The organism is Streptomyces sp. NPDC059909 (assembly GCF_042730885.1).
Classification (GTDB): domain Bacteria; phylum Actinomycetota; class Actinomycetes; order Streptomycetales; family Streptomycetaceae; genus Streptomyces.
The window spans coordinates 90,973-114,136 of the sequence record NZ_JBHWKX010000023.1 but is presented as its reverse complement, the minus strand read 5'-3'; the positions used below and the strand labels follow the sequence as shown (position 1 = coordinate 114,136).

The 23,164-nt window shown below is 71.4% G+C and carries 15 protein-coding genes; 4 read left to right on the top strand and 11 right to left on the bottom strand.

Going from position 1 to position 23,164, the window contains the following annotated elements; all coding sequences use genetic code 11:
* The first annotated feature begins 626 nt into the window (after positions 1–626).
* Positions 627–1,613 (top strand): lytic polysaccharide monooxygenase, encoded by a 987-nt coding sequence (locus tag ACFV9O_RS18050; protein ID WP_385418740.1) that lies wholly within the window; start codon positions 627–629, stop codon positions 1,611–1,613.
* 92 nt (positions 1,614–1,705) lie between these two features.
* Here ACFV9O_RS18050 and ACFV9O_RS18045 read toward each other — a convergent pair whose 3' ends face one another.
* From ACFV9O_RS18045 to ACFV9O_RS18035, 3 genes are all read right to left on the bottom strand, one after another.
* Positions 1,706–2,566, bottom strand: a complete 861-nt coding sequence (locus tag ACFV9O_RS18045; protein WP_385418701.1) for an esterase/lipase family protein — start codon at positions 2,564–2,566, stop codon at positions 1,706–1,708.
* A 185-nt stretch (positions 2,567–2,751) separates the two neighbouring features.
* A complete protein-coding gene (locus ACFV9O_RS18040; protein WP_385418737.1) occupies positions 2,752–3,708 on the bottom strand; it encodes a hypothetical protein in 957 nt (318 codons plus the stop codon).
* Between the two features lie 611 nt (positions 3,709–4,319).
* Positions 4,320–7,814, bottom strand: coding sequence for a DNA polymerase III subunit alpha (locus ACFV9O_RS18035; RefSeq protein WP_385418698.1), 3,495 nt, complete (start codon positions 7,812–7,814; stop codon positions 4,320–4,322).
* 318 nt (positions 7,815–8,132) lie between these two features.
* Between ACFV9O_RS18035 and ACFV9O_RS18030 the strand changes: the two genes are divergently transcribed.
* Positions 8,133–9,242, top strand: a complete 1,110-nt coding sequence (locus ACFV9O_RS18030) for an AI-2E family transporter (protein ID WP_385418695.1) — start codon at positions 8,133–8,135, stop codon at positions 9,240–9,242.
* Positions 9,243–9,317: 75 nt separating this feature from the next.
* Here the strand turns inward: ACFV9O_RS18030 and ACFV9O_RS18025 are convergent, their stop codons facing one another.
* Complete coding sequence (locus ACFV9O_RS18025; protein WP_385418733.1) at positions 9,318–10,403, bottom strand: S1 family peptidase; 1,086 nt, start codon at positions 10,401–10,403, stop codon at positions 9,318–9,320.
* A gap of 379 nt (positions 10,404–10,782) precedes the next feature.
* Here ACFV9O_RS18025 and ACFV9O_RS18020 point away from each other — a divergent pair, with 379 nt between their 5' ends.
* Entirely contained in the window at positions 10,783–11,655 is an 873-nt protein-coding gene (locus tag ACFV9O_RS18020) for an alpha/beta fold hydrolase (RefSeq protein ID WP_385418693.1), read from the top strand.
* 74 nt (positions 11,656–11,729) lie between these two features.
* On the opposite strand, the gene fxsT is transcribed toward ACFV9O_RS18020, so the two are convergent.
* The 5 genes from fxsT to ACFV9O_RS17995 all read right to left on the bottom strand — a co-directional run bounded on the left by fxsT (position 11,730) and on the right by ACFV9O_RS17995 (position 20,302).
* Positions 11,730–15,659, bottom strand: coding sequence for an FxSxx-COOH system tetratricopeptide repeat protein (gene fxsT, locus ACFV9O_RS18015; protein WP_385418690.1), 3,930 nt, complete (start codon positions 15,657–15,659; stop codon positions 11,730–11,732).
* Positions 15,643–16,995, bottom strand: coding sequence for an FxsC protein (gene fsxC / locus ACFV9O_RS18010; protein ID WP_385418687.1), 1,353 nt, complete (start codon positions 16,993–16,995; stop codon positions 15,643–15,645). The genes fxsT and fsxC overlap by 17 nt, the downstream gene beginning before the upstream one ends.
* Positions 16,996–17,105: 110 nt before the next feature.
* On the bottom strand, positions 17,106–17,882 hold the full coding sequence (locus ACFV9O_RS18005) for an aminoglycoside N(3)-acetyltransferase (RefSeq protein ID WP_385418683.1): 777 nt from the start codon (positions 17,880–17,882) through the stop codon (positions 17,106–17,108).
* Positions 17,872–20,097: a radical SAM/SPASM protein FxsBH, inactivated beta-hydroxylase extension form gene (gene fxsBH / locus ACFV9O_RS18000; RefSeq protein ID WP_385418680.1), complete on the bottom strand. Its 2,226-nt coding sequence runs from the start codon at positions 20,095–20,097 to the stop codon at positions 17,872–17,874. Before fxsBH ends, ACFV9O_RS18005 begins: the two co-directional genes overlap by 11 nt.
* Before the next feature lie 40 nt (positions 20,098–20,137).
* Positions 20,138–20,302: an FXSXX-COOH protein gene (locus tag ACFV9O_RS17995; RefSeq protein WP_385418678.1), complete on the bottom strand. Its 165-nt coding sequence runs from the start codon at positions 20,300–20,302 to the stop codon at positions 20,138–20,140.
* A gap of 231 nt (positions 20,303–20,533) precedes the next feature.
* Here ACFV9O_RS17995 and ACFV9O_RS17990 point away from each other — a divergent pair, with 231 nt between their 5' ends.
* Positions 20,534–21,436 (top strand): DUF4231 domain-containing protein, encoded by a 903-nt coding sequence (locus ACFV9O_RS17990; protein ID WP_385418674.1) that lies wholly within the window; start codon positions 20,534–20,536, stop codon positions 21,434–21,436.
* A gap of 30 nt (positions 21,437–21,466) precedes the next feature.
* On the opposite strand, the gene ACFV9O_RS17985 is transcribed toward ACFV9O_RS17990, so the two are convergent.
* Together ACFV9O_RS17985 and ACFV9O_RS17980 are read right to left on the bottom strand one after the other, a co-directional pair.
* Complete coding sequence (locus tag ACFV9O_RS17985) at positions 21,467–21,946, bottom strand: hypothetical protein (protein WP_385418672.1); 480 nt, start codon at positions 21,944–21,946, stop codon at positions 21,467–21,469.
* A 158-nt stretch (positions 21,947–22,104) separates the two neighbouring features.
* Positions 22,105–23,007 carry a S1 family peptidase gene (locus ACFV9O_RS17980; protein ID WP_385418669.1) on the bottom strand — a complete coding sequence of 301 codons (903 nt, stop codon included), beginning with the start codon at positions 23,005–23,007 and terminating at the stop codon, positions 22,105–22,107.
* Positions 23,008–23,164 lie beyond the last annotated feature (157 nt).

The following is a 23,164-nucleotide window of genomic DNA, read 5'->3' as shown; positions in this document are numbered from 1 at the left end:
CGCACAATCAGCAGTCGGGCGGCCCCGGCCCGCCCACCAGGGTGGACACATGAGCTTGTACGCGGCTGGTCACGTGAGGTTGTACGCCGACAAGCCGGCTCGGAGGCGACGCAGCCCCCATGGACATCCACGGACAACGCTGCGCCGGACCGCGTGGTCGGAAGTGCGCTCTGCGCGCCGTTCTTGAGGCCCTTCTTACCGCAGAGTTGTTATCCGCCGGACGGCGGGGTGAGTAGCGGGTCCTGTCGCCGCATCAGTTCGCCAGCACTTGCGCGCCACTGAATGGACCCAGCGGGGAGCCAAACGGGGAGCCAAAGGGGGAGCCAAACACGGCGGCACGGAGTGGCTCTCCGTGGACAACCACGGAGAGCAGCCCGCCGAACCGCGTGGTCAGGCCCCCACGCTCCGCACCGTTCCTGAGCCCCCTCTTACCGCTGTCTTAAAGGCACCATAAGGATCGCCATCACCCCCTCCCAGCAGCGGATTTCGCGGTTTCGAGGGGCTAGCTTGCTTGTCGTCCGGGCGGGATCCGGGCATCGATGCGGTCGATCGGGGGGCCGCATCGCGGTGTGGATCCTGCCCGGAAACCCGCTCGTATGCCCCTGCTGTTGAAGGAGTTCCTCACCATGACCGCTCGCCGCAGGGCCGCCGCCGTCGCCGCGTTCGGAATCGCGCCTCTCGCGCTGACCGGGCTGACCGCATCGCCGGCCGTTGCGCACGGATCGATGAGTGATCCGGTGAGCCGGGTCGCCGCCTGTTACGCCGAGGGGCCGGAGAGCCCGCAGTCGGCGGCGTGCAAGGCCGCGGTCGCGGCCAGTGGGCCGCAGGCGTTCTACGACTGGAACGAGGTCAACATCGCCAACGCCGCGGGCAACCACCGGCAACTGATCCCGGACGGCAAGCTGTGCAGCGCGGGCCGGGACAAGTACAGGGGCCTGGACCTGCCGCGCGCGGACTGGTCGGCGTCGAAGCTCGGCAGCGGTGGTCACACGTTCCGTTACAAGGGGACCGCGCCGCACAAGGGCTCGTTCGAGCTGTACATCACCAAGGACGGCTACGACCCGTCGAAGCCGCTGAAGTGGTCGGACCTGGAGGAGAAGCCGTTCGCGAAGGTCACCGACCCGCAGCTGGTCAACGGTGAGTACGTCTTCGACGGAACCGTCCCCGCGAAGTCGGGTCGGCACCTGATCTATTCGATCTGGCAGCGGTCCGACTCCCCCGAGGCGTTCTACACCTGCTCGGACGTCGTGTTCGGCCAGGACAACGGCGGTTCCGCGCCGGGCGGATCGGCGCCCGCGCCGACCGCGTCCGCGCCGACCGACGAGCAGATCGAGGAGGGGGCGGACGAGTCCACCGTGGACCACGGCGGTCACGGGGGCGACAGCCCGCAGGAGCACGCCCAGCAGCCGTCGGCGGACGCCACCGCGCCGGAGACGCGGACGGAGAGCCAGGCCCCGGCCGGCAACGCACCCGCGGCCAACGGCGCCGGTGAGAACCTCGCCGAGACCGGTGGCAGCAGCTCCACCGCGTACCTCGCCATGGGTGGCGCCGCGGCGCTCGCGATCGGTGCCGCAGTGCTGTTCGGCACGGTCCGCCGCCGGGCCACTCGCTGAGTCGTGGAGTGACCGTCGTGAAGTGACCGTCGTGAAGTGACGGGGGGTGGAGTGACGGGGGTGCCGCCTGTGGGTGGCACCCCCGCCGTTGTCTACTCGAAGACCGACGCGCAGGTGGTCGGGGTGGCGTGCGCCGGATCGAGGGCGTTGGCCACCTCGTGGTACGCGACCCGGTCCCACAGGCCGATCGCCACGTGCTCCGACAGATCGAGGGCGCACAGGTCCTGCAGCGTCACGTTCCGGACGCCGGGCCCGTCGAGGAAGCCCGAGCGGTACGGGGTGACGACCTCGTCGTACTTGGTGGCGATGACGGTGTAGCGCACACCGGCGACCGTGTCGCCGCCCGCGTTGAGCTTGGCGAGGAACGCGGAGCCCGCGATCTGGTCGGCGAGGCCGGGGGTCGCCGCGCTGAGCAGGTCCTCGGCACCGGGGAAGTACGGCAGCAGGTTGGCGAGGCCGCTGAGTGTGGTGCCGTGGTTGTCGGGTGCGATGCCGACGAGGGCGTTCACCTTGTCCGCGCCGCCCAGGAACTTCAGGTAGTAGCGCGGCATCATGCCGCCCTGTGAGTGTCCGACCAGGTCGGCCTCGGACGCACCGGTCGCGGCGAGGACCTGGTCGACGTACGCGTCGAGTTGCTCGGCCGACTTGTCGATGGGGCCGAGGCCGTGGAAGAACGGGACGCCGGGCAGTTGGCCGTAGTCGAGCGAGAAGACGCAGTAGCCCCGGTGGACGAGATAGGGCGCGAGGGCGAACCAGTTGTCGATCGCGTTGCCGAAGGTTCCGTGGACGAGGACGACGGGACGCGGATGTGCGGCGGAGGGCTTGCAGCTGTAGTTGTTCCAGCCACTGGTGGGGGCCGTTGAGGCGGTGGCGGTCGCGGCGGGGGCGAGTCCGATCGCGGCGGCCAGCAGCAGGGCGGCGAGTGGTCTGAGGGCACGCTTCAAGGGCAGCATCGGGCGATCTCCTTGCGGCTCAAGGGAATGGCGATGACTGGGGATGTGGGGATTCCCTGCGGCCCGGACCACAAGAGAGAGCTGTGCTCATGCCAACGTACGCACGAGTAACCAGCTCTGGGAAGTTACGCGTCGGTAAAAACTGATGGATGGTCAGAGCAACGCTCTTGTACGGAAAGATCCGTTTACGCGGCCAGCGAGCCCGGAATGACCGCCCGTGGGCCGAACCTGGCACGGGCGCGGTCGGCGGCCGCCTCGATCCGGCGGGCCTTCTCGTCGGCCGGGTCGAAGGTGAGCTGGTGCGCGGCGCGCTCGGCCGGGATCAGCCCCTCGGCACGCAGGGCGAGGGCGCGGACGCGGGCGCGTTGCAGGCCGAGACCGTCGAGGAGGCGGTAGGCGGCGGCGGTGAGGGACGCCGAGTGGGCGGTCGGTTCGGGGAGGGCGCGGGACTTGGTGGTCGTGGTCCGGTCGGCGTAGCGCACGGTGAGCGTCAAGGTGCGGCAGACCTGGTCCTCGGCGCGCATCCGGGCGCCGAGCTCCTCGCCGAGCGAGAGCAGGGCGCGGCGGTGCCGGGTGGGGTCCAGTTCGTCGCGGGGGAAGGTGCGTTCGGCGCCGACGGAGCGGGCGGCGGCGTTCGGGACGACCTGGGTGCGGTCGATGCCGCGCGCCTTTTCGTACACATCGCGCCCGGCGCGCGCGCCGAGGATCCGCTGGAGTACGGCGAGGGGCGCGGCGGCGACCCGGTCGACGGTGTCGAGCCCGTACCCGCAGAGGGAGCGGGCGGTAGCGGGTCCGACGCCGTGCAGCGCGGCGACGGGGCGCCCGGCGAGGAACTCCGCCGCGTCGCCCACGACCAGGGTCGTGCCCGGTCCGGCCTCGCGCGCCGCCATCCTGGCCAGCAGCGGGTTCGGGCCCGCCCCGATCACGCAGTCGACGCCGTACAGGGCGAGCGCCCGTACCCGTATCAGCGAGGCGAGACCTGCGGCGTCCCGCCCGAAGTAGCGCAGCGCACCCCGCACATCAACGAGCGCCCCGTCCGGCGGCGCCGACTCGACCACGGGCGTGAACGCACCGAGCAGCGCGAGCACCCCCGCGTACGCGGCCCCGTCCGGCGCCCCTCCCCCGGCCTTGCGGAACCGCAGGTACAGCACGGCCGCCTCGGCCGTCGCCTCCGCCCCGGCCCCGTCCGGCCCGCCGGTCGCCGCCGCGCCGCGGCCCGGACCGCGGCTGGCCGCCACACCACTGCCCGATGCCGACAACGCACCGATCGGCCCCGACGACTGAGCCGGACCACAGGTTGGCTCCGCCACGGCCCGGTCCTGACCGGCATCAGGCCGTACGGGCCTGCCCGGCACACGGGCGGCCGGCATAGCTGACCGGGCGTCAGTCTCCGCCGCGCCCCGGCCCGGACCGCGGTCGGCCGCCGCGCCGCTGCCCGATGCCGACGCGGCCCCCGTGGGCCTGTCCTGACCACGGTTCGCCGCCGCAGGCGCGCTGCCCGGCATCGGCGCCCGGGCCGGACCCACCGCATTCGTGGCCGCAGCGGATCGCGGGCCGGCCCGCCGCGCCGACGCGGCCCAGGCCGACCCCGACCCCGACCCCGGCCCCGGCCCCGACCTCGCCGCAGTCGCCGGGTCGGCCTCGCGGGTGGGCCGGGGGGCAGTATTGCCGCCGGCGTCGGCAGTACGCGCGGCCCGGGCCGGCTCCCGTCCCGGCTCCCGTTCCGGCTTCCGTCCCAGCCTCCGTTCCGTCGTCATCCCGCGCTCCCCGGGCTCTGGTGCCACAACTTCCGTGCCGGCGCCGTGCCTTCACCCGCCGGGCGCAGGTCCGCCCAGGCGTTCAGCTCGTAGCCGGTGGGCATGCGGATGGTGCGGTCCGTGGGTGGTGCGGCGGACGGTGCCGAAGAGTCCGCCGGGGAGTCCGTCGCGGCCAGCCGCTGGGCCACCGCGTCGAGACCGCCCGTACGCCGGACCTCGATCAGGTCCGCGAGGTTCCAGGCCGCCGAGCCGACCACGCTGAGGCTGCGCGGGCCGCGGCGCTGGACCACGCCGCGCACCAGGAGCAGCCAGGAGTGGAAGACGGTGTGCGCGCACGCCTCGTGGCTGTCGTCGAAGAAGGCCAGGTCGACCAGGCCCGTACCGTCGTCCAGGGTGGTGAAGATGACCCGGCGGCCGGAGCGGATCGGCGGGGTCTGGGTGGCCGCCTTGGCGCCCGCGACCAGCACGGTCGCGCCGTGCTCGGCGTCGCGCAGCCGCCGCGCGGGGATCGCGCCGAGCTCGTCGAGGAAGGCGTGGTGGTCCGCCATCAGATGGCGGGACGCGTCCATGCCGAGGACGCCCAGCTCGGCGCTGAGCCGCTCGGCCTCGTTGAGGTCGGGCAGGCCGACGGACGCGGTCCTGTGGCCGCCCCCCAGGGGCAGCTGGGCGCCACGGACGCCATGGGAGGCCAGGCCCCGCTGCGTACGGTGGAGTTCGGCAAGGTGCAGCAGCAAGTCGCGGCGGTTCGCGCCGAATTCGTCCAGCGCGCCGACCTGCGCGAGCCGTTCGGCGACCGGCCGCCCCGGCCGCGCCCGCTCCCAGAAGTCCAGCAGGGACGTGTACGGCCGTCCCGCCTCGATCCGTGCCGCTTCCGCCTCGCTGATGCCATGGACATCGGCGAGCGCGAGCCGTATGCCCCACTCCTCACCTTTTTCGCCAGACACCAGTTCGATCTGATAGGCGACCGCCGACCGGTTCACATCCAGCGGCAGCACCGCCACCCCCCGCCGCCGCGCATCCGCCAGCAGCAGCCGCTTCGGATACATCCCGGGGTCGTGCGTGAGCAGCCCCGCGTAGAAGGCCGCGGGGTGGTGCGCCTTCAGCCACGCCGACTGGTACGTCGGTACGGCGAAAGCGACAGCGTGCGCCTTGCAGAAGCCGTACGAGCCGAACGCCTCGATGATCTCCCAGGCCCGCGCGATCACTTCGGCCGTGTACCCCTTCCGCTCCGCCTGCTGCGCGAACCACACCTTGATCCGCCCCTGCGACTCCGGGTCGGAGAGCCCGCGCCGCACCCGGTCGGCCTCGTCCCGGCCGCACCCGGTCATGATGTTCACCATCTCGATGATCTGCTCGTGGAAGACGACGACCCCGTACGTCTCCCCCAGCGGCCCGGCCAGATCCGGGTGCGGGAAGCGGACCGGTGCCCGCCCGTGCCGGGCCTCGATGAACGGCCGGACCATGTCCGCCGCGACCGGCCCCGGCCGGAACAGCGAGATGTCGACGACCAGGTCGTGGAAGTTCGCGGGCTGCAGCCGGCCGACCAGATCACGCTGGCCCGGCGACTCGATCTGGAAGCAGCCCAGCGTCTCGGCGCTGCGGATCAGCCGGTACGTCTCCGGGTCGCCCGGCGCCACCTGCTCCGGGTCGTCCAGCTCGATCCGCTCGCCGGTCGCCCGCTCGACCTCGGCGACGGCGTGGGCCATCGCGGACTGCATCCGTACGCCCAGCACGTCGAGCTTGAGCAGCCCGAGGTCCTCGACGTCGTCCTTGTCGAACTGCGACATCGGGAAGCCCTGGCCGCTGGTCGGCATCACGGGCGTACGCCGCAGCAGCGAGGAGTCCGAGATGAGCACCCCGCACGGGTGCATGGCGACGCCGCGCGGCAGCGCGTCCAGGCTCTCGACCAGCTCCCACAGTCTGCGGTGTCCGCCCTTCTCCTTCGCCACCTCGCGCAGTTCGGGCAGCTCCGCCATCGCCGCGCGGGCGTCGCGGGCGCGGATGTGCGGGAACGCCTTGGCCAGCCGGTCGATCTCGGCCGGGTCCATGCTCAGCGCGGCGCCCACGTCCCGGATCGCGTGCCGCACCCGGTAGGTCTCGGGCATGGCGACGGTCGCGACCCGCTCCTCGCCGAAGCGGTCGATGATCGCGCGGTAGACCTCCAGCCGGCGCGCGGACTCGACGTCGATGTCGATGTCGGGCAGCACGAAGCGGCGCTTGGAGAGGAAGCGTTCCATCAGCAGATGCTGCTCGACGGGGTCGGCGTGGGCGATGCCCAGCAGATGGTTCACCAGGGATCCGGCGCCGGAGCCGCGTGCGGCCACCCGGATGCCCAACTCCTTGATGTCGTCGACGACCTGGGCGACCGTCAGGAAGTACGAGGCGTTGCCGTGGAAGTCGATGATGTCCAGCTCGGAGTGCATCCGCTCCCAGTAGGCGCGGGCGTCGGGCCTGCGGTCGTAGCCGCGCAGGACCATGCCAGCGGCGGTGCGGGAGGCGAGGACGCGCTGCGCGGTGCGCCGGCCCGCGCCGACGAGATGGGGCTCGGGGAAGTAGACGGACCCCATGCCCAGGTCGTCCTCGGGGTCGACGAGGCACTCGGCGGCGGTCTCCTCGGTCACGGCGAGCAGCCGGTGTGCGGCGTCGCGCCGCCACCCGGCCGCCTCGGCGATCAGCTCGGCCGCGCGGTGCATCTCGTCCGCGCCCTTGAGCCAGCGCTCTCCGCTGTCCAGGCCCTTGGCCGGGTCGACCGGGACGAGCCGGCGGGCCGCGTCCAGGACGTCGGCGACCGGGCCCTGGCCGGGGTCGGCGTACCGTACGGCGTTGCTCAGCACGGCCCGTACGCCCTGCTCGGCGGCGAAACCGGCGGTACGGGCGGCGAGCCGCAGCGAGCCGGGGCCCGTGCCCGCAAGACCGTGGTGCACCGCTTCGAGGCGCAGGGCGTCGCCGTACCGCTCCCGCCAGGGGGCGAGCAGCCGGGCCGCCCGGTCGGGGCGGCCCGCGGCCAGCGCCCTGCCGACCTCGGAGGCGGGGCCGAGCAGCACGGTGAGCCCGTCCGGGGCCCCGGGAGCATCCAGCGCGTCCCACTCGACGACGGGCTGACCGGCCGCGGTGTGCGCGGCGGTGATCAGCCGGCAGAGCTCCGCCCAGCCGGCCGCGCCGTCGCGGGCGAGGAAGGTGACCCGGGGTGCCGACTCGTCGACGAAGGCTCCGCCGCGCACCGGGGTACGCCGCCGGGCGGCGGTCGTGGGCGCGTGCTCCCGTACGGCGAGCTCGGCGCCGAACAGCGGACGCACCCCCTCCTTGACGCAGGCCTTGGCGAACCGGACCGCGCCCGCGAGGGTGTCGCGGTCGGTCAGGGCCAGCGCGTCCATGCCCCGCTCGGCGGCGCGCTCGACCAGCCGCTCCGGATGCGAGGCTCCGTACCGCACGGAGAATCCGGACACGGTGTGCAGATGCGTGAACCCGGGCACCCGCACCTCCTGGATCAATCCGTTCTCACCTCCCCCTCGCCTCCACCATAGACCAAGTTTCGAACATTCGTGCGACCCTCGCGGCGCTCATGCCCCATCCGCCACCCGATCCCGCCCCACCTGCGCAAACGGCACTCAGGACGCCCCGCACACGGCCTTGCTCGACCCGGCCGCGTTCGAGGTCGACGAGGACGACAACGACGGCCAGGAGCGCCGGCTGCTCGTACGCGGTCCGGGCGCACCCGGGGCCGGCCCGGGCACGGGCCCTGGGGTGCCATCGGGGGAATGTCGGTCCCGGGCCGTTGGCCGCCGCCCCCCGGGTGGTACGAGTCGGGCGTGCCGGGAAGTGGTGACGGGCAGCTGCCGGGGCGCACGGGCGGCGAGCCGCCGGTCGCGCCCGTCCTGCGCGCGGCCGCCGCCTACTCCTGGCGGCTGCTGGTCGTGGGCACCCTGGTGTACGCCGTCTTCTCGGTCCTCGGGCGCTTTCACGAAATCACCGTCGCCGTCTTCCTCGGGCTCGTCGTCACCGCGATGCTCCGGCCGGTGGCCGACCTGCTGGCCCGCAGGCTGCCGCGCCCGCTCGCCGTCGCCGTCGCGCTGATCGGCAGCATCGTCGTCGTCCTCGGCATCCTGGCCCTGGTCGGCGAGACGGTCGCCGGAGAGCGGGCCTCACTGCAGCGGGAGTTCGGCGACGGGATCGAGCGAATCGAACGCTGGCTGGAGCAGCCGCCGTTCCGGCTGAACCCGGAGGCGCTCACGGACGTCCAGTCACGGATCGGCCGGTTCCTGTCCAGCCATCGCTCGACGGTCATCAGTACGGCCCTGAGCGGCGCCGGACGGCTGGTGGAGGTGCTGACGACTCTCGCGCTGGCGCTGTTCAGCTCGGTCTTCTTCCTCCACTCGGGCGACCGGCAGTGGCACTGGTTCTGTGCCCAGCTTCCGGTGTCGGTGCGGGACCGGGTGTCGGTGGCGGGCTGCGCGGCCTGGAGGACGTTCACCGGGTACACACGGGGCATCGTGCTCGTGGCGGCGACCAACGCGGTGCTCGTCGGCGTGGCCCTCTACGTCCTCGGTGTGCCGCTCGCCGTGCCCCTCGCCCTGCTGGAGTTCTTCGCGGCCTTCATTCCGCTGATCGGCTCACCCATCGCCCTCGCCGTGGCGGCCGTGGTGGCGCTGGCGGCCAAGGGCCCGGTCATCGCGGCCGTCGTCATCGCGCTGATCGTGGTCATCGGCCAGATCGAGGGGCATCTGCTGCACCCGATCGTGATGAGCTGGGCCGTCCGGCTGCACCCGTTGGTCGTCGCGCTGTCGGTCATCGCCGGGGCCGTCGCCGCCGGAGTGATCGGCGCGGTCGTGGCCGTACCGCTGGTGTCGGTCCTCTGGTCGGCCCGCCAGGCCCTGCGCGCCACGCACGCCAAGCACGCCGAAGGCCCGGCCGGCCCCTGACGGGCGACCGGGCCGGACCGAGGGGTACGGGGTCCCGAGGTCTCCCGTATCCCCCGTATCCCTCGGCCGCCGACGTCAGCCGATCTGGGCGCCGAAGACCTCCAGCGCCTCCGTCACCGGCTGGAAGAACGTTTCGCCGCCCGAGGTGCAGTCACCGCTGCCGCCCGAGGTCAGGCCGATCGCGGAGTCGCCGGAGAAGAGCGAGCCGCCGCTGTCGCCGGGCTCGGCGCAGACGTTCGTCTGGATGAGGCCGTTGACGATCTGGCCGTTGCCGTAGTTCACGGTGGCGTCGAGGCCGGTCACCTCGCCGTCGTGCACCTGGGTGGTGGAGCCGCTGCGGCTGACCTGCACGCCCACCGTCGCCTCGGCCGCCCGGGTGATCTCCTGCGAGCTGCCGTCGTAGAGGTCCACGGCGCTCGGGTGCTCGGTGTCGCCGTCATACTTGACGAGCGCGAAGTCGTTCCCGGGGAACTGCGAGTCGACCATCGTGCCGATCCCGGGCCCGCCCGCGGACTCGGACCACTCGCTGCCGGCCTCGCCGCAGTGGCCGGCCGTGATGAAGTGCGGGGCGCCGTCCTTGACGACGTTGAAGCCGAGCGAGCAGCGCCCGCCCCCGCTGTGGATGGCGTCACCGCCGGCGATGAAGGGCTTGAACTCCCCCGCCGTCTTCTTCAGTTCCGCCTTCTCGCCGAGTCCCTTCACGACCTCCTGGAGCTTGGTCCAGTCGGCGCCCTTGACCGTGCGGTCGGCGGTGACGACCACCTTGTTGGTCACGGGGTCGGTGGCCCAGGAGGTGCCGGGGATGGTGGCGCGGTCGGTGAGGGTCTCCCGGGCGGACGTGAGCTCGGCCAGCGTGTTCCGGACGATTCTGGCCTTGCCGCCCGCCTCGCGCACGGACTTGGCGGCCTCCTCGTCCACGACGTTCATCACGAGCGCCTTGGCCTCGGCGTCGTAGTACGCGCCTGCCACGTCGCCGCCCAGCTCCTGACCGAGCGTCGAGGCGAGGTTTCCGGCCGCCGTCGCCGTCAGGGTCTTGACCGTGAGCTCAGGGGTTTCCTCGCTGGCGTTCGCAGTCTGGAAGGTGACTCCCGCGGCCACGAGGGCGACGACGGCTCCGGCAGCCGCCGTCGCGCGCTTCTTGGATATGCGTCGGTGCTTCAACATCGACCTCCTGTGGGGGCCGCGTACGGTCAAGTGGGGTGACCGCACACGGAGGATGGGGCGCCCACTATTCCGAGACCCGCCAGTAGCACACAAGGTCGACTTCCGGACGGGCACACGACCGCTCGAATGCGCCCTCTGTTCGTTCACAACCGCCGGTCACCACCGCCGGTTTCGATTGCGAACACCACCTGCGATCGGACCGTGGGCGGCGTGTGAGGACTAGTCCTGTCCGGATTTCGCCGCTGCGCGGCACTCCGCATCCCCCCACTGATGGGTAATCATCTAAGGGGCGGGGAATGCCAGGACAGTATTGCTGTAGACCGCACACAGCGGCACGGCAACACAACAGCACGCCACACAGCTGAGGAGGCGGGGGTTGCGACGTCGGGTGCGCGCATCGGACGGGCGGCATCTGATGGTGGAGCGCATCGGAGATCCGCGGGGCAGACCTGTCTTCCTGCTCCACGGCACCCCGGGCAGCAGGCTGGGCCCGGCCCCGCGCGGCATGGTGCTCTACCAGCGCGGAATGCAGCTCATCGCGTACGACCGCCCCGGCTACGGCGGCTCCGACCGGCTGGCGGGCCGCAGCGTGGCCGATGTCGTCGAGGACGTACGGGCGATCGCCGACGCCCTGGGGCTCGACCGCTTCGCCGTGGTGGGCCGCTCGGGCGGCGCGCCGCACGCCCTGGCCTGCGCCGCGCTGATGCCCGACCGGGTGACCAGGGCCGCCGCCCTCGTCACTCTGGCGCCGCGGGACGCGGACGGTCTCGACTGGTTCGAGGGGATGGCCGCGTCCAACGTCCTCGAGTACACGAGGGCCACCGCCGACCCGGACGGTCTCACCGCCCGGTTCATCAGCCGTTCCGACGAGATCCGCCGGGATCCGATCAGACTCCTCGACGAGCTGCGCCGGGAGCTGACCGACTCCGACCGGATGGTGGTCGCGGACGCCGGCGTACGGGCGATGCTGCTGCGCAACTACCAGGAGGCGCTGCGCTCTTCGGCGTACGGCTGGATCGACGACGCGCTCGCGTTCTGCAGCCCCTGGGGCTTCGACCCGGCCGAGATCAAGCCGCCCGTGCTCCTGTGGCACGGCGAGAAGGACGTCTTCTCGCCGGTCGGCCACTCCCGCTGGCTCGCGGAGCGCATCCCGGGCGCGACGGCCGTACTGGAACCGGCCGCCGCGCACTTCGACGCCCTGCACGCCCTCCCCCGGATCCTCACCTGGCTGCTGGAGCCGGACAGCTGAGGCCCGGTTCGTCCGGCGAGTGAGCCGAAGGGGCGCGCACGCTGCAGCGCCCCGTAGACGAACCGGGCCTCGGATCACACGGCAAGCGGCTCCAGATCCCGGTGGATCCTGCGCTCGTCCCGCGCGATCCTCGTCATCGCGTGGTCGTCGCCCAGCAGCCGCCCCAGCTCCTCGACGGTTTCCGCGCGCAGCGCCGCCGCCTCGTCCTTGCGGCCCAGTGCGCCGAGCGTGACGCACATGTTGGAGGCGACGGCGAGGGTCTCCGGATGGTGGGCGCCCAGCACCTCGCGGAGTTTCATGACGGCTCGCCGCTCGGTGTCCAGTGCCGCCTCCAGTTCGCCCATGTCCGCACGGGCGTTGGCGAGGTTGACGGTGCAGAACAGGGTGTGCGGGTGGGCACTGCCGAGGATGTCGGTCATCCTCCTGATGGCGGGCTGCAGCAGCTCCTCGGCGAGGTCGGGGGCGCCGCAGCCCCAGTGGTAGATGCCGAGGTTGTTGATCGCGGCGAGGGTGTAAGGGTGCTTCTCGCCCGGCACCTCCCGGTACTGGTCGACGACCTCCTGCGCCAGGTCCCTGGCGGCGACGGGCTCCCCGGCAGCGAACAGGTCCGCCGCCAGGTTCAGGTCGCAGGCCAGCGAGTCCGGGTGGGCGTAGGTGTACTTGGCGCGATAGCGGTTGCGCGTGGCCGTGGTGAGCCGGCGCGCGTCCTCCGTCCTGCCGGCCTTGCGCAGTGACACGGCGAGGCTCTTGGCCGCCGCCAGCGTGCCCGGGAAGGCCCGGCCGAGCGTCTCCTTGTAGCTGTCGTACGTGCGCGACAGCAGCGCCACCGAGTCCTCGTACCGGCCGACCTCCCGCAGGTCGCGGGCGAGTGAGGTGGCCGAGGAGAGGGTGTACGGATGCTCGGGGCCGAGCACCTCGGTGCGCCGGTCGAAGACGTCCTGGTCGATCTCGCGGGCGCGCGCGTACTGGCCGACCATGCGCAGGTTCAGCGCGAGGTTGTTGGCGGCGGCCAGGGTGCGCGGGTGGGACTCGTGGAAGATCTGGCTGAAGCCCTCGTGGGCCTCGGTGGCCAGCTCCATCGCCTTGCCGTACTGGCCGAGCGTGCCGAGGTCCATCGCGAGACCACTGGTGGTCATGTACGTATGCGGGTGGGACGGTCCGAGAACGGCCTGCTGCCGCTCCAGCGTCACCTCGTCCAGCTCCCTCGCCTCCACGTAACGCCCCTGCGAGCGGAGGATGTTGGAGAGGTGGAAGCGCAGGTACAGATACTGCAGGTCGTCGTTTCCGAGCATCTCCCGCCAGGAGTCGCGCAGTTCCTCGGCGAGCACTCCCGCGGTCTGCCAGTCGCCGCGCTTCCACAGGTAGCGCACACGGTCGATGAGCAGACGCCGGGTCTCCGGCTCCTTGCAGAAGCGGGCCTCGGAGGGGCCGAGGTGCGGCCAGATGGTGTTGAACCGCGGCCACGTCTCGGGGTTGTCGATCGGCTCGTCGTCGTCGGGGCGTGCGCCGGCGAGGATCCGGTGGACGGCGTGCCGCGCGTCCATCTGCTCCTCCTCGCTGAGCTGGGCCCTGATGACGGCCTGCACCAGCCGGTGGACCTGGATGGAGTTCGAGACCTGGTCGACCTTGGCGAGGGCGAACCGGCCGATCTCCCGGATGACCCGGCCGAGGACGAGCTTCTCCTGGAGCGACGGGTCGTACGGCTTGAGTGCCTCGATCATCTCCTTGCTGTAGAGGAGGTTCGCGGAGATCGGCTCGGGTGCGAAGAACGCACAGAGCTGGAGCAGCCGCACGGCCGCGGGCGAGCGTTCCTTGAGCCGTTCGATGGAGACGTTCCAGGTCGCGGCGACCGGCTCGGGATAGCCCGCGGGCTGGTTGAGTGCGAGGACGCTCGGCGCCTGCTGGGCCAGCTGTTCCAGGTAGGCGGCGACGGGCGTCGCGGTCTCGGCGATCCACGCGGCGGCCTGCTCGACGGCGAGCGGCAGGTCACCGACGGCGGCGGCGACCTGGTCGGCATCCTCCAGGGTGAGTCCGGGTGCCCGGCGCTGCAGGTGCTCGACGGACTCCTCGCGCAGGAAGACGTCGACCGGCAGCGCGTCCCCGTACTGCGACCAGGCCTGGTTCCTGGAGGTGACCAGGATGTGGCCGCCGGTGGGGAAGAACCTCTTCAGCTGCTCGGGGTCGTCGGCGTTGTCGAAGACCAGCAGCCAGCGCGACGACGGCACTCCGCGCCGCAGGAGGTCGACGGCCTCCTGGGAGGCCGCTGCCATGTCCTCGCCGCCCTGGGCGCCGAGCCGGACGGCGAGTTCGGCGAGACCGGCGACGACGTCGTCGGGCTGCTCCGACGAGATCCACCACACCAGGTCGTAGTCGGCCATGAAGCGGTGCACGTACTCCAGCGCCACCTGGGTCTTGCCGACGCCGCCGAGTCCGTACAGCGTCTGGGGCTGCGGCAGGACGACGGCCATGCCGCCGCCGAGCTGGTCGCGCATCCGCTCCAGGACGACGGAGCGGCCAGTGAAACCGGGGTTGCGGGGCGGTGCGTTCCAGATCTTGGGGACGGTGCCGGGGAAGCGCGGACCCGGCGAGACCCCGTCGGCGAGCTGCACGGGCCGGTCGAGGGCGCGCAGCAGGGCGGTGGTGGCGTGCACCTCGTCGAGACGGAAGAGGTCGACGGGGTTGCGGTCGATGTAGGGCGTGGTGAGGCGTACGTCGCCCACGCGGAGCGGCAGCAGATGGCGCCGGCCGCCGCCGGGGTCCTCGGACGCGGCGCGTTCCCACACCTCCATGGCCCGCGAGGACTTGAGGTAGGCGCTGGACAGGAGCACGACGGTGCGTGCGGCGGTCTCGGCGGCGTGCGCGGCGGTGCCCTCCTGCGGCGGTTCGGCGGAGACGTCGCGCGGGACGACGCGGAAGCCGGCGCGGGTGAGGACGGACTCGATCCAGTCGGCCCACATCCGGTTCTCGGCGACGTAGCTGAGGAAGAGATCGGCGGGCAGGGCGGGGCGGCGGCGGGTGAAGGCGTCCCTGATGCGCAGCCTGACCTCCTCGCCGACCGCGGGCATGGAGGTGATCTCCCCGTCGGTGATGACGGAGGTGAGCCGCTCGAAGGCGGAGAGCAGGGAGTTGGTGAGTCCCGCCTCGTCGCCGAAGGTGGCCAGGGTCTCCTCGTACGCGTAGTAGGGGCGGTAGGGAATCTCCACTGCGCCCCAGTAGGAGGTGAGTTCGTCGCCCGCGAGTCCGTTCGGGAAGCGGTCGAACTTCAGCCGGGCCAGCGCCCGTCCGGCGTCCGCCTTCTCCTTCTCGCCCTCGTCGATGCGCATCGGGACGGGGAAGATCCGGATGCCGCGGCCGCCGTAGCGTTCGTCGATCTGGCGGGCGACGGCGGCGGCGCCGTCGATGGACTGGTCGCTGAGGGTGAAGCAGTCGACGAGGACGTCGGGCAGATGGACGGTGCAGATGTCGGCGATGTCGCTGAGGCCGGTACGGCTGTCGATGAGGACGTAGTCGTAGTTGGCCTTCATGTCGTCGCGCAGCGCGTCGAAGAAGTGCCCGCCGCCGAGACGGTCGTAGAAGTTGTCCCAGTCGAAGGTGGAGACGGTCGCCGAGTACTCGCGGTTCTGCTTGCCCGCGGAGACGAAGTCGAGGGTGCCGCCCTCGGGGAACTCCCAGCCCAGGTTCTCGGGCGTGAGGGAGACGGCGTGCGGCTGTATGCGCGCGTAGTCGCGGTGCCAGTCGTCGGGGCGCTGCACGGGGCTGGTGGCGGCCCAGGCGTATTCGGTGATCAGGTCGATGACACCGGTGGTGGCGCCGAGCGTGGACGGGTCGAGGAAGGGGTGGAAGAACTTGTGCAGGCCGGGGGCCTCGAGGTCCCAGTCGACGGCGAGGACCCGCTTGCCGTTCGCGGCGAGTATCCAGGCCGTGTTGGCCATGGCCATCGTCCGGCCGGTGCCTCCCTTGTACGAGTAGAAGGTGACGATGCGTCCGTCACGACTGGCTGTCATCCGTGTCCTCCGCATCGGGCGCCTGGTCGAGCATGTCGTGGATGAAGTGCGTGGTGGCGTACTCGGCGGCCATCGGGCCTCGCAGCCGGGGGCGTTCGGTGTGGCTGCCGCCGGCCGGTGGATAGACCTGGGCGTGTCTCAGGTACTGCTGGGCGGCCGCTTCCACCACCTGCGGGAGGATCTGGCCGAAGGCCTCCATGCTGGGTACGCCGCGGGCGGCGGCCCGGCAGGCGGCACGGCCCTGGCTCAGCTTGGTGGGCAGGGTGGCCTCCAGTTTGGCGGTGAGTTCGCTGTCGGCGGCCCGGCTCTGGTGGTCGTCCCGGTTCCAGGGGACGACGACGCTGACCCAGGGGCGGTGCTCGGCGTCGAAGGCGGCGAGCCGTGCCCGTCTCTCCTCGTCCTCCAGCGCCCAGCGGTCGATGAGCAGCAGCTCGGGCTGGACCGGAGGCTGTTTGGCGTCGCCGGGCGAGGCGTCGAGGTCGAAGGAGGCCACGGTGGCCTGGTAGTTGAGGGAGCGGACCAGGTCCTGTGCGACGTAGCCGAGTGGCCGCGCCGAGTCCGGGTGGTACGGATTCCAGTCCTGCGGCATGTCGCCGTAGTACGCGGGGTCGCGTCCCTCGGGCAGTTCGTGCCGCGTGGGGGCGGCGACGGTGACCTGGATGGGGCGGGGCCCGCTGCTGCGGGACTCGGAGGGGTTGGGTGTGCCGAAGGCGCTGGGCGCCTGCCGGTAGTCGAGGGGCCTGCTGGGCCCGACCCCGGCGGTGTCGGCGACGCTGACGATCCGTTTGGCGAGTTCGTAGACCGCGCGCTCGTACTCCTCGGCGAATATGCGGAGTTTGATGAGCCCGTAGAGGCCGTCGGTGACGTAGCGGTCCCCGAAGGCGCGGTGGTTGAACTGCAACCGCTCGGCAGGGCCCGGGAGTTGCTCGGGCGGCACCGGCACCCACAGGGCGGGCACGATGGCCTCGGCCGGCCGGTTGCTCTTGGCCTGGTGGTAGATGGCCCGCTGGGCGAACGCGTACCACTCCTTCCCGCACATCTCGCTGGCGAAGTAGCGGGGCGAGAACAGCGGGACGAAGACGCGGCAGGTGGCGAGCACTTCGCCGAGCCGCTCCGACCAGCCCTCGCCCGAGCGTATCTCCCGGTCCATGAAACCGGCCGGAGCACCGGCCGGCAGGTCGGTCATGGCCATCACATGGCCGCAAAGATCGCGGAACAGCCGCTCGACCCACATATCGGGGTCGGGGCCTCCGGCTCCGTACCTCGGCGTGTGCGCATAGCTCAAGAAGAAGTACGGCCGATGGTCCGCCGCCCGTTGTTGCGATGACGCTTGCACACGACCCCCGTCCTGGTCCTGTGTGAACACCCGCGCTCACGGATGATGAGGCGCGAGCGAATTAATCATTCCGGAGCAGACCGTGCTTCATCCCCCCATCGTTCAGTCAATCAGGGCCGCTTTTCGGTCATCCACGCCACGGCATGGTCCACCGCATCCCTGATCGAAAACAACCTTGCGGCCGTTCCTCCCAGTTGTCCCTTCTGCACGCGATTCCCGTCGACGGCGTCGAACGCGTCTCCGATGATCCCGAAATCGCTGTCGTCCAGCGTGATGTCCTCGTATTCCGTCCATTCCGGTCCGTCCGCCCCACGCACCACACAGCGATAGCGCCGCTCGGGCGCACCGGTGCGGTATTCCGCGAGGTGGAAGGCGGTGCAGACGGAGAAGCCCACATTGATCATCAGTACGCGTGCCCCCGCCCGGTAGAGGGCCCCCATCGGGGAGTCCCCACCGAAATGGGAGTTCAGGGGGTGTGCCGAGAGCAGTTCCTCCGCCCGCCGGCCCAGCGCGGCGAAGGACACCTGCGGGTGCGTGCTCCGGACGGCGCCCGGGGCGGTCCGTACGGACTCGGCCAACCGGCCCATACCGGTGGAGGGCGTCGTGGCCGGGTCGAAGGCCGGCATCGTGGCCCGGAAGGCCGCCGCCTGTGTGGGTGTCATCCCGGCCACCCGCCGCAGATGGGCGGTGGACGTGTCCGAGTTGTCGGTGGTGAAGGCGGGCACGACCAGCGTGCCGTCCTCGCCCACAGCGGTCAGCAGCGCCTCGCGCAGCGTCGCGGCGTCGAGGCCGGTGCCGCTGAGCGAGGCGTGGACGAGCACGACGTCCCCCTCCGTAAGTCCGAGCTTCGCGAGCCCGTGTGCGAGCGCGTCCCCCTCAAGCGCCACGGGCCGCCTCTTCCTCCAGCCGCGCCAGCAGGCGCTTGCCGTCGACGGTCAGTTCCGGCGCGTCCTCAAGGGTCTCGACGGCCTGCAGGGCCTGTTCCGCGCTGCCCGGCTCGAAGGCGGCGAGCCCTGCCCGCTCGTAGGCCCCCGCCAGCAGTTCCGACACCCGGACCGGTGCCTCCTGCCACGGGGCCCGGTGGCTCCACCAGCCGTCCCCTGCGTAGAGGTCGGTGACGTCGAGCAGGGCGCCCAGCCGCGCCCGCCGGTGGCCCCGCAGCAGCGCGAGCGCCAGCTCCCGTGCGTCGGCGTGCAGGGGCAGCCCGAGTGCGCCGAGGCCGTGCCGGCCGACCGACGGTCCGTCACCGGGCGAGGATGCCAGCGGGGTCAGCGTGGACAGCGACCCGGCGGCGATCACGGCCTGTTCCGGTGTCCGCTCCCGCAGCACGCTCCAGGCGGCGGCGAGCCGTCCGGCCCAGTCGGCCGCCGCGGCAAGGTCGAGCCGCGGCAGGACGGGTACGCCGAAGCAGTCGCGGTACGGGTCGAGGTCGTCGATCGCGAGGTCCGGGGCACCGTCCCGGCCGAGCCGGCGCACGGGCGACCAGTCGGCGGCCGGCTCGTCGAGCCGGTCGATGCGCCGCTCGACGCCGCCCGCCCGCACGAGCAGGCCCTTCTCGACGGGCCGCACCTCCGCGGTGCCGCGCTCCCCCGCGTCGGCGAACCGCAGCTCGCCGAGTGTCGGCAGCTGCAGCACGCCGCCCTCGTACGGCACGTGCACGGGCAGATCGGGCCCGCCTCGTACGACCGCGGCGGCGACGGACGCGGACAGCCGGGCGGCCGGGGCCGCGGTCGCGCCCGGCCGATCCTCCTGCAGGGCGTCCAGGGCGTCGAGCAGCCAGCTGCGCGTGTACGGATGGGCCATCACCTCGTCGAGGCCGCCCCCCTCGGAGCGCTCGACGGCGCCCGTGAGCTCCCAGGCGCGGTCCCAGTCCTCGCCGCCCCGGCCGGCCAGCTCGCTGTTGAGGCCCGCGAGCAGCAGCCAGGTCAGCTCGTGCTGTTCGGTGCCGAGGGCGGCGTCGTCGGTCACCGCGGGGGAGACGGACGCGGCGGTGGTGCGCAGCTCGATGCCGCGCACCAGGGCCTCGAGGTCGGTGCAGTACACGGAGGTGTTGTCGAAGTCGGTGCCGGTGCGGTACCGGTGCGTGTAGAGGCCGCCTCCGCACGAACGCACGACAGGGCACCGGCGGCAGGTCTCGCTGACGCCGGCCAGGCCGAGCTGGCGGGCACGCACGCCGGGATGGGCCGCGACCTCGTCGAAGGAGTGCGTGAAGACGTCGAAGCCGGTGGCGGCGGCGCCTTCGTAGGCGCTCTTCAGGGAGTCGACCTGCTCGAGAGTGCCGTCGGTCTCGACGACGACGAGATCGGTGGGGGCGAGGCCCAGCGACTCGGTGAGGCTGGGGCCGCCGGAGAGCGTGGACAGGACCGACTCGAAGAGCCGCACCGGAACGCGGCGGCCCTGCCTGTCCCAGCGGTCGAAGACGGTGAGGATCCAGTCGGCGTACGCCGTGGGCGAGCCGTCGGGCCTCGGGGGCGGCTCGTCCCAGGTGGCGTGCGGCAGAAGGAAGTCGATGCGCGGGGGGTCGAGCTCCATCAGCGCGTCATGGACCGCGACGGGGTCGTTCGCCACGTCGATCGTGCAGAGCAACCCCAGGTTGAGGTGGCGGTAGCGGTCCTGGCTGAGCAGCTGCACGGCCCTGACGACCAAGGGGTGGCTGCTGCGGCCGTCGGCGAAGCGGCGGTGGCGGTCGTTGGCCGCCTTGTCACCGTCGAGGGAGATACCGACCTTGACGTCGAACTCGTCGAAGAGGTCGAGATAGCGGGGGCTGAGCTGCAGGCCGTTCGTGTGAATCCGCAGGTCGAGCGCGGCGACGCCGTCGAGGGCTTTCGTCAGCTCCTCGCAGATCCGTCGTAGCCGGGCGGGGCCCGCCAGCAATGGCTCCCCTCCGTGCAGGATCACTGACACGGAGGGCAGTGCATGGTTCCTTGCGTGCTCGGCCAGTCGCCGGGCCGTCCGGAGAATCGCTTCGTCAGAGATAGTTTTCGGGCGTGTGCGCCAGCTCTGATCTGCGTGTTCATAGATATAGCAGTGGTCGCATGCGAGATCGCATCTGCTGTGGACCTTGAGGACGATCTCGCGAAATGGGACCAGGGGTCCTGTCATTCCACCAGTCTAGGGTCAGACCGGAGGACCTGAGAGCCGACTAGAGGGCCGAGTTGAAACTCGATCCCCGCGCGGAGCGGTCGACGGCAGCGGGACGCACGCGACCCAGCTTCTTGGCGGCATCGGCGCCGCGCACGTCGATCTCGGTGACAGGCACACGATTCTTCTTCGCGGCGGCGAAGGTGGCTGAGGTCTGGAAGGTCACGACGGCCGTCCTAGGTCATCTTGTGCTAACAGGGGGTGCCGCACCGTTGCAGTGTCGGCGGCACGACTTTACTCTCATGGCCACCCACAGCAACTCGGCACGTAGAGCTGAGACAAAAGCGTTGCGCGAGTATTCCCCACTCCGTACGGAACAAGCCATTCCATCGAACGAGTGAAGCCAAATCTGCTGATGGGGGTACGCATGACCGCGGTTCCGGGACATCTGCAAAGCATGGTCTTCCGAAACGCTGATCTGCCGGTTCTCTTTCACCGCACGGACGAGACAGCCATCTCACGGCAGCGGGAGGCGGTCAACGGCACCCGGCTGCAGCTGCTCCTCCTCGTCCTCGGTGCCGCCCTGGCTGCGCTGCCGTGGCGGGGAGCGATCGGCGACTCCTTCCAACTCATGGGCGCGCTCAGCGCGTTGGCGTACGCGGGCGTGCTGGTGGTCAGCTTCCGCGGATCCCGCCATCGAGCAAAGTCGCATTGGCAACTCAACCGCTCCGCAGCGGAGTTCATCCGCTCCATGTGCTGGCGGTACGCGGTCCACGGCTCGCCCTTCGACTCCAACGACCCTGATCCGGACCGGCTGTTCACCACACGGCTGGAGGAGGGGCTGCAGGAGCTGCGCAAGGTGGGCTGGGTGGACCCGCGGGAGGCCGGCGAGAGCGCGGCGGGTGCGGAACTCATCACCACGCCGATGCGGCTACTGCGGGAGAAGGCCTTCAACGTACGCAAGGAGACGTACGTACGGGACCGGCTGATCGAGCAGCGCAACTGGTACCACCGGCGCGCGGAGGTCTCCCGGCGCGCCACTCTGCTGTGGCAGATCACGATCGGTCTGCTCACACTGCTGGCCCTGTTCTTCGGCATCCTGCGCACCTTCGCCGTGACGGACACGGCCGAGCCGCTCGGGCTGCTGTCGGCGGCCGCGGCGGCGTGCCTCGCATGGAGCGAGATCCGCCGGCACCAGCCGCTGATCGCGGCCCACTCGCTCGTGGAGGAGGATCTGGCGGCGATCCACATCGCCATGGAGACCTCGGTGACCGAGCAGCAGTGGCCGTCCGCGGTCTACGAGACGGAGCGCATCGTCTCTCCGCAGCACACCGACTGGCTGGTGCGGCACCGTAGTTGACACACACTCAGGAGTGCTGCGGGAGCGGTGTCAGCCGCGCTCGACGCCGTCCTGCCAGATCACCGTGACGGGTTTGCCCCGCTCGCGCGCGTACCGGACGATGTCGCCGGTACCGCCGAGCCCCCGGGCGGGGCGGCCGTCCCAGACCGCGAGCAGCCGGTCGCAGTGGTCGGCGATATAGGCGCCTGCCGCGTAGTACGCCTCGTCCGTGGAGTGCGGATACTCCATCCGGACCTCCTGGCTGGCGCGGCCCTTGAGCCGGAGGTAGCAGGCCAGGGCCTCCGGGTCGGCGAAGCCTTCCTCGTAGTCGCTGCTCGGGATCACCACGGTCAGCGCGGCGCCGCAGTCCAGGGCGATGTCGGCGAAGAGCTGGTCGGCGCCCTCGGCGAGGCTGGAGAGAGCCTCCATGGCCCCCTCGTGCCCGCACAGCGTCGCCTTCATGACGGCCTGGACATGGGCCAGCGCCTCGGGCGGGATGCTTCTGTGGCCGGTCACTCCGATGCGCTTCATCCGCCCCCCGATCCTTCTGCGGCCGACCGCTCTGTCATCCTCTCAAAAGTGTGCAATACGTCGAGCCCCCGCCCAAGACCGGGGCGGGGGCTCTGGGTGTCCGGATCAGTGGACGCTCGGATCGTCAGTGGACGCTCGGATCGGCGGACGACGCCGGATCAGTAGACGCTGACGCCGTACGCGCTCAGGGCCTCGGTGACCGGCTGGAAGAAGGTCGTACCGCCGGAGGAGCAGTTGCCGCTGCCGCCGGAGGTCAGGCCGAGCGCCTTGCTGCCGGAGTACAGCGGACCGCCGGAGTCGCCGGGTTCGGCACAGATGTTGGTGCGGATCATGCCGTAGACGATGTCACCGCCGCCGTAGTTCACGGTGGCGTTGAGCCCCGTGACGCTGCCGCAGTGGGTACCGGTGGTGGAGCCGCGGCGGCAGGCCGACTGGCCCACGGTCGGGTTCCCGGCCGAGGTGATGTCCTGGCTGCCGACCGTGCCCGACTTGGTGATCGACGTGTTGGTGTATCGGACGATGCCGTAGTCGTTCGTCGGGAAGCTGGAGCCCGCGGTCGGGCCGAGGACGGTGGTGCGGGACGAGTTGGAGTACCAGGTGCCCGCGCCGTCGGTGCAGTGGCCGGCGGTCAGGAAGTAGTAGGTGGTGCCGCTACGGACGTTGAAGCCGAGCGAACAGCGCCAGCTGGTGGCGTAGATGGCGTCGCCGCCGGAGATCAGCTTGGAGAACGTGCCGGGGGTGCGCTCGATGCGGAGCGCGGTGGCGTTGGTGCCCGCCTCCTGCTTGATCCTGGCGATCTCGGCCCTGGAGACGGTGGAGTCGGCCGTGACGACCAGGGTGTTGGTCGCCTTGTCGATGTGCCAGGCGGTACCTGCCACATCGGCGTCGAGTACGGCGTCGCTCGCGGCGGAGAGCTGGCTCGCACTGAAGGCGCGGGGTGCCTCGTCGGCGCTGGCGGTGGGGACGGCCAGCGCTGCGGCGGTGACGAGGCCGGTGGTGACGGCGAGCAGACGGATTCGTCTGGCGACGCCGTTGCGGAGGGTGGTGCGCTCGATCCTCACTTCTCGTTCCTCCCGAGGGGAATCGGGGGCCCGGCTGTGGGGTGACGGGCCCGTGAGGCGCAGCCAGGAGACGTCGGCGAATGTCCGGATTCCGGATCCGCCGTGCCCCTGACAAGCGCTGCTCGGGAGTATTCGGGGCGTCAACATCCCCCCGCAA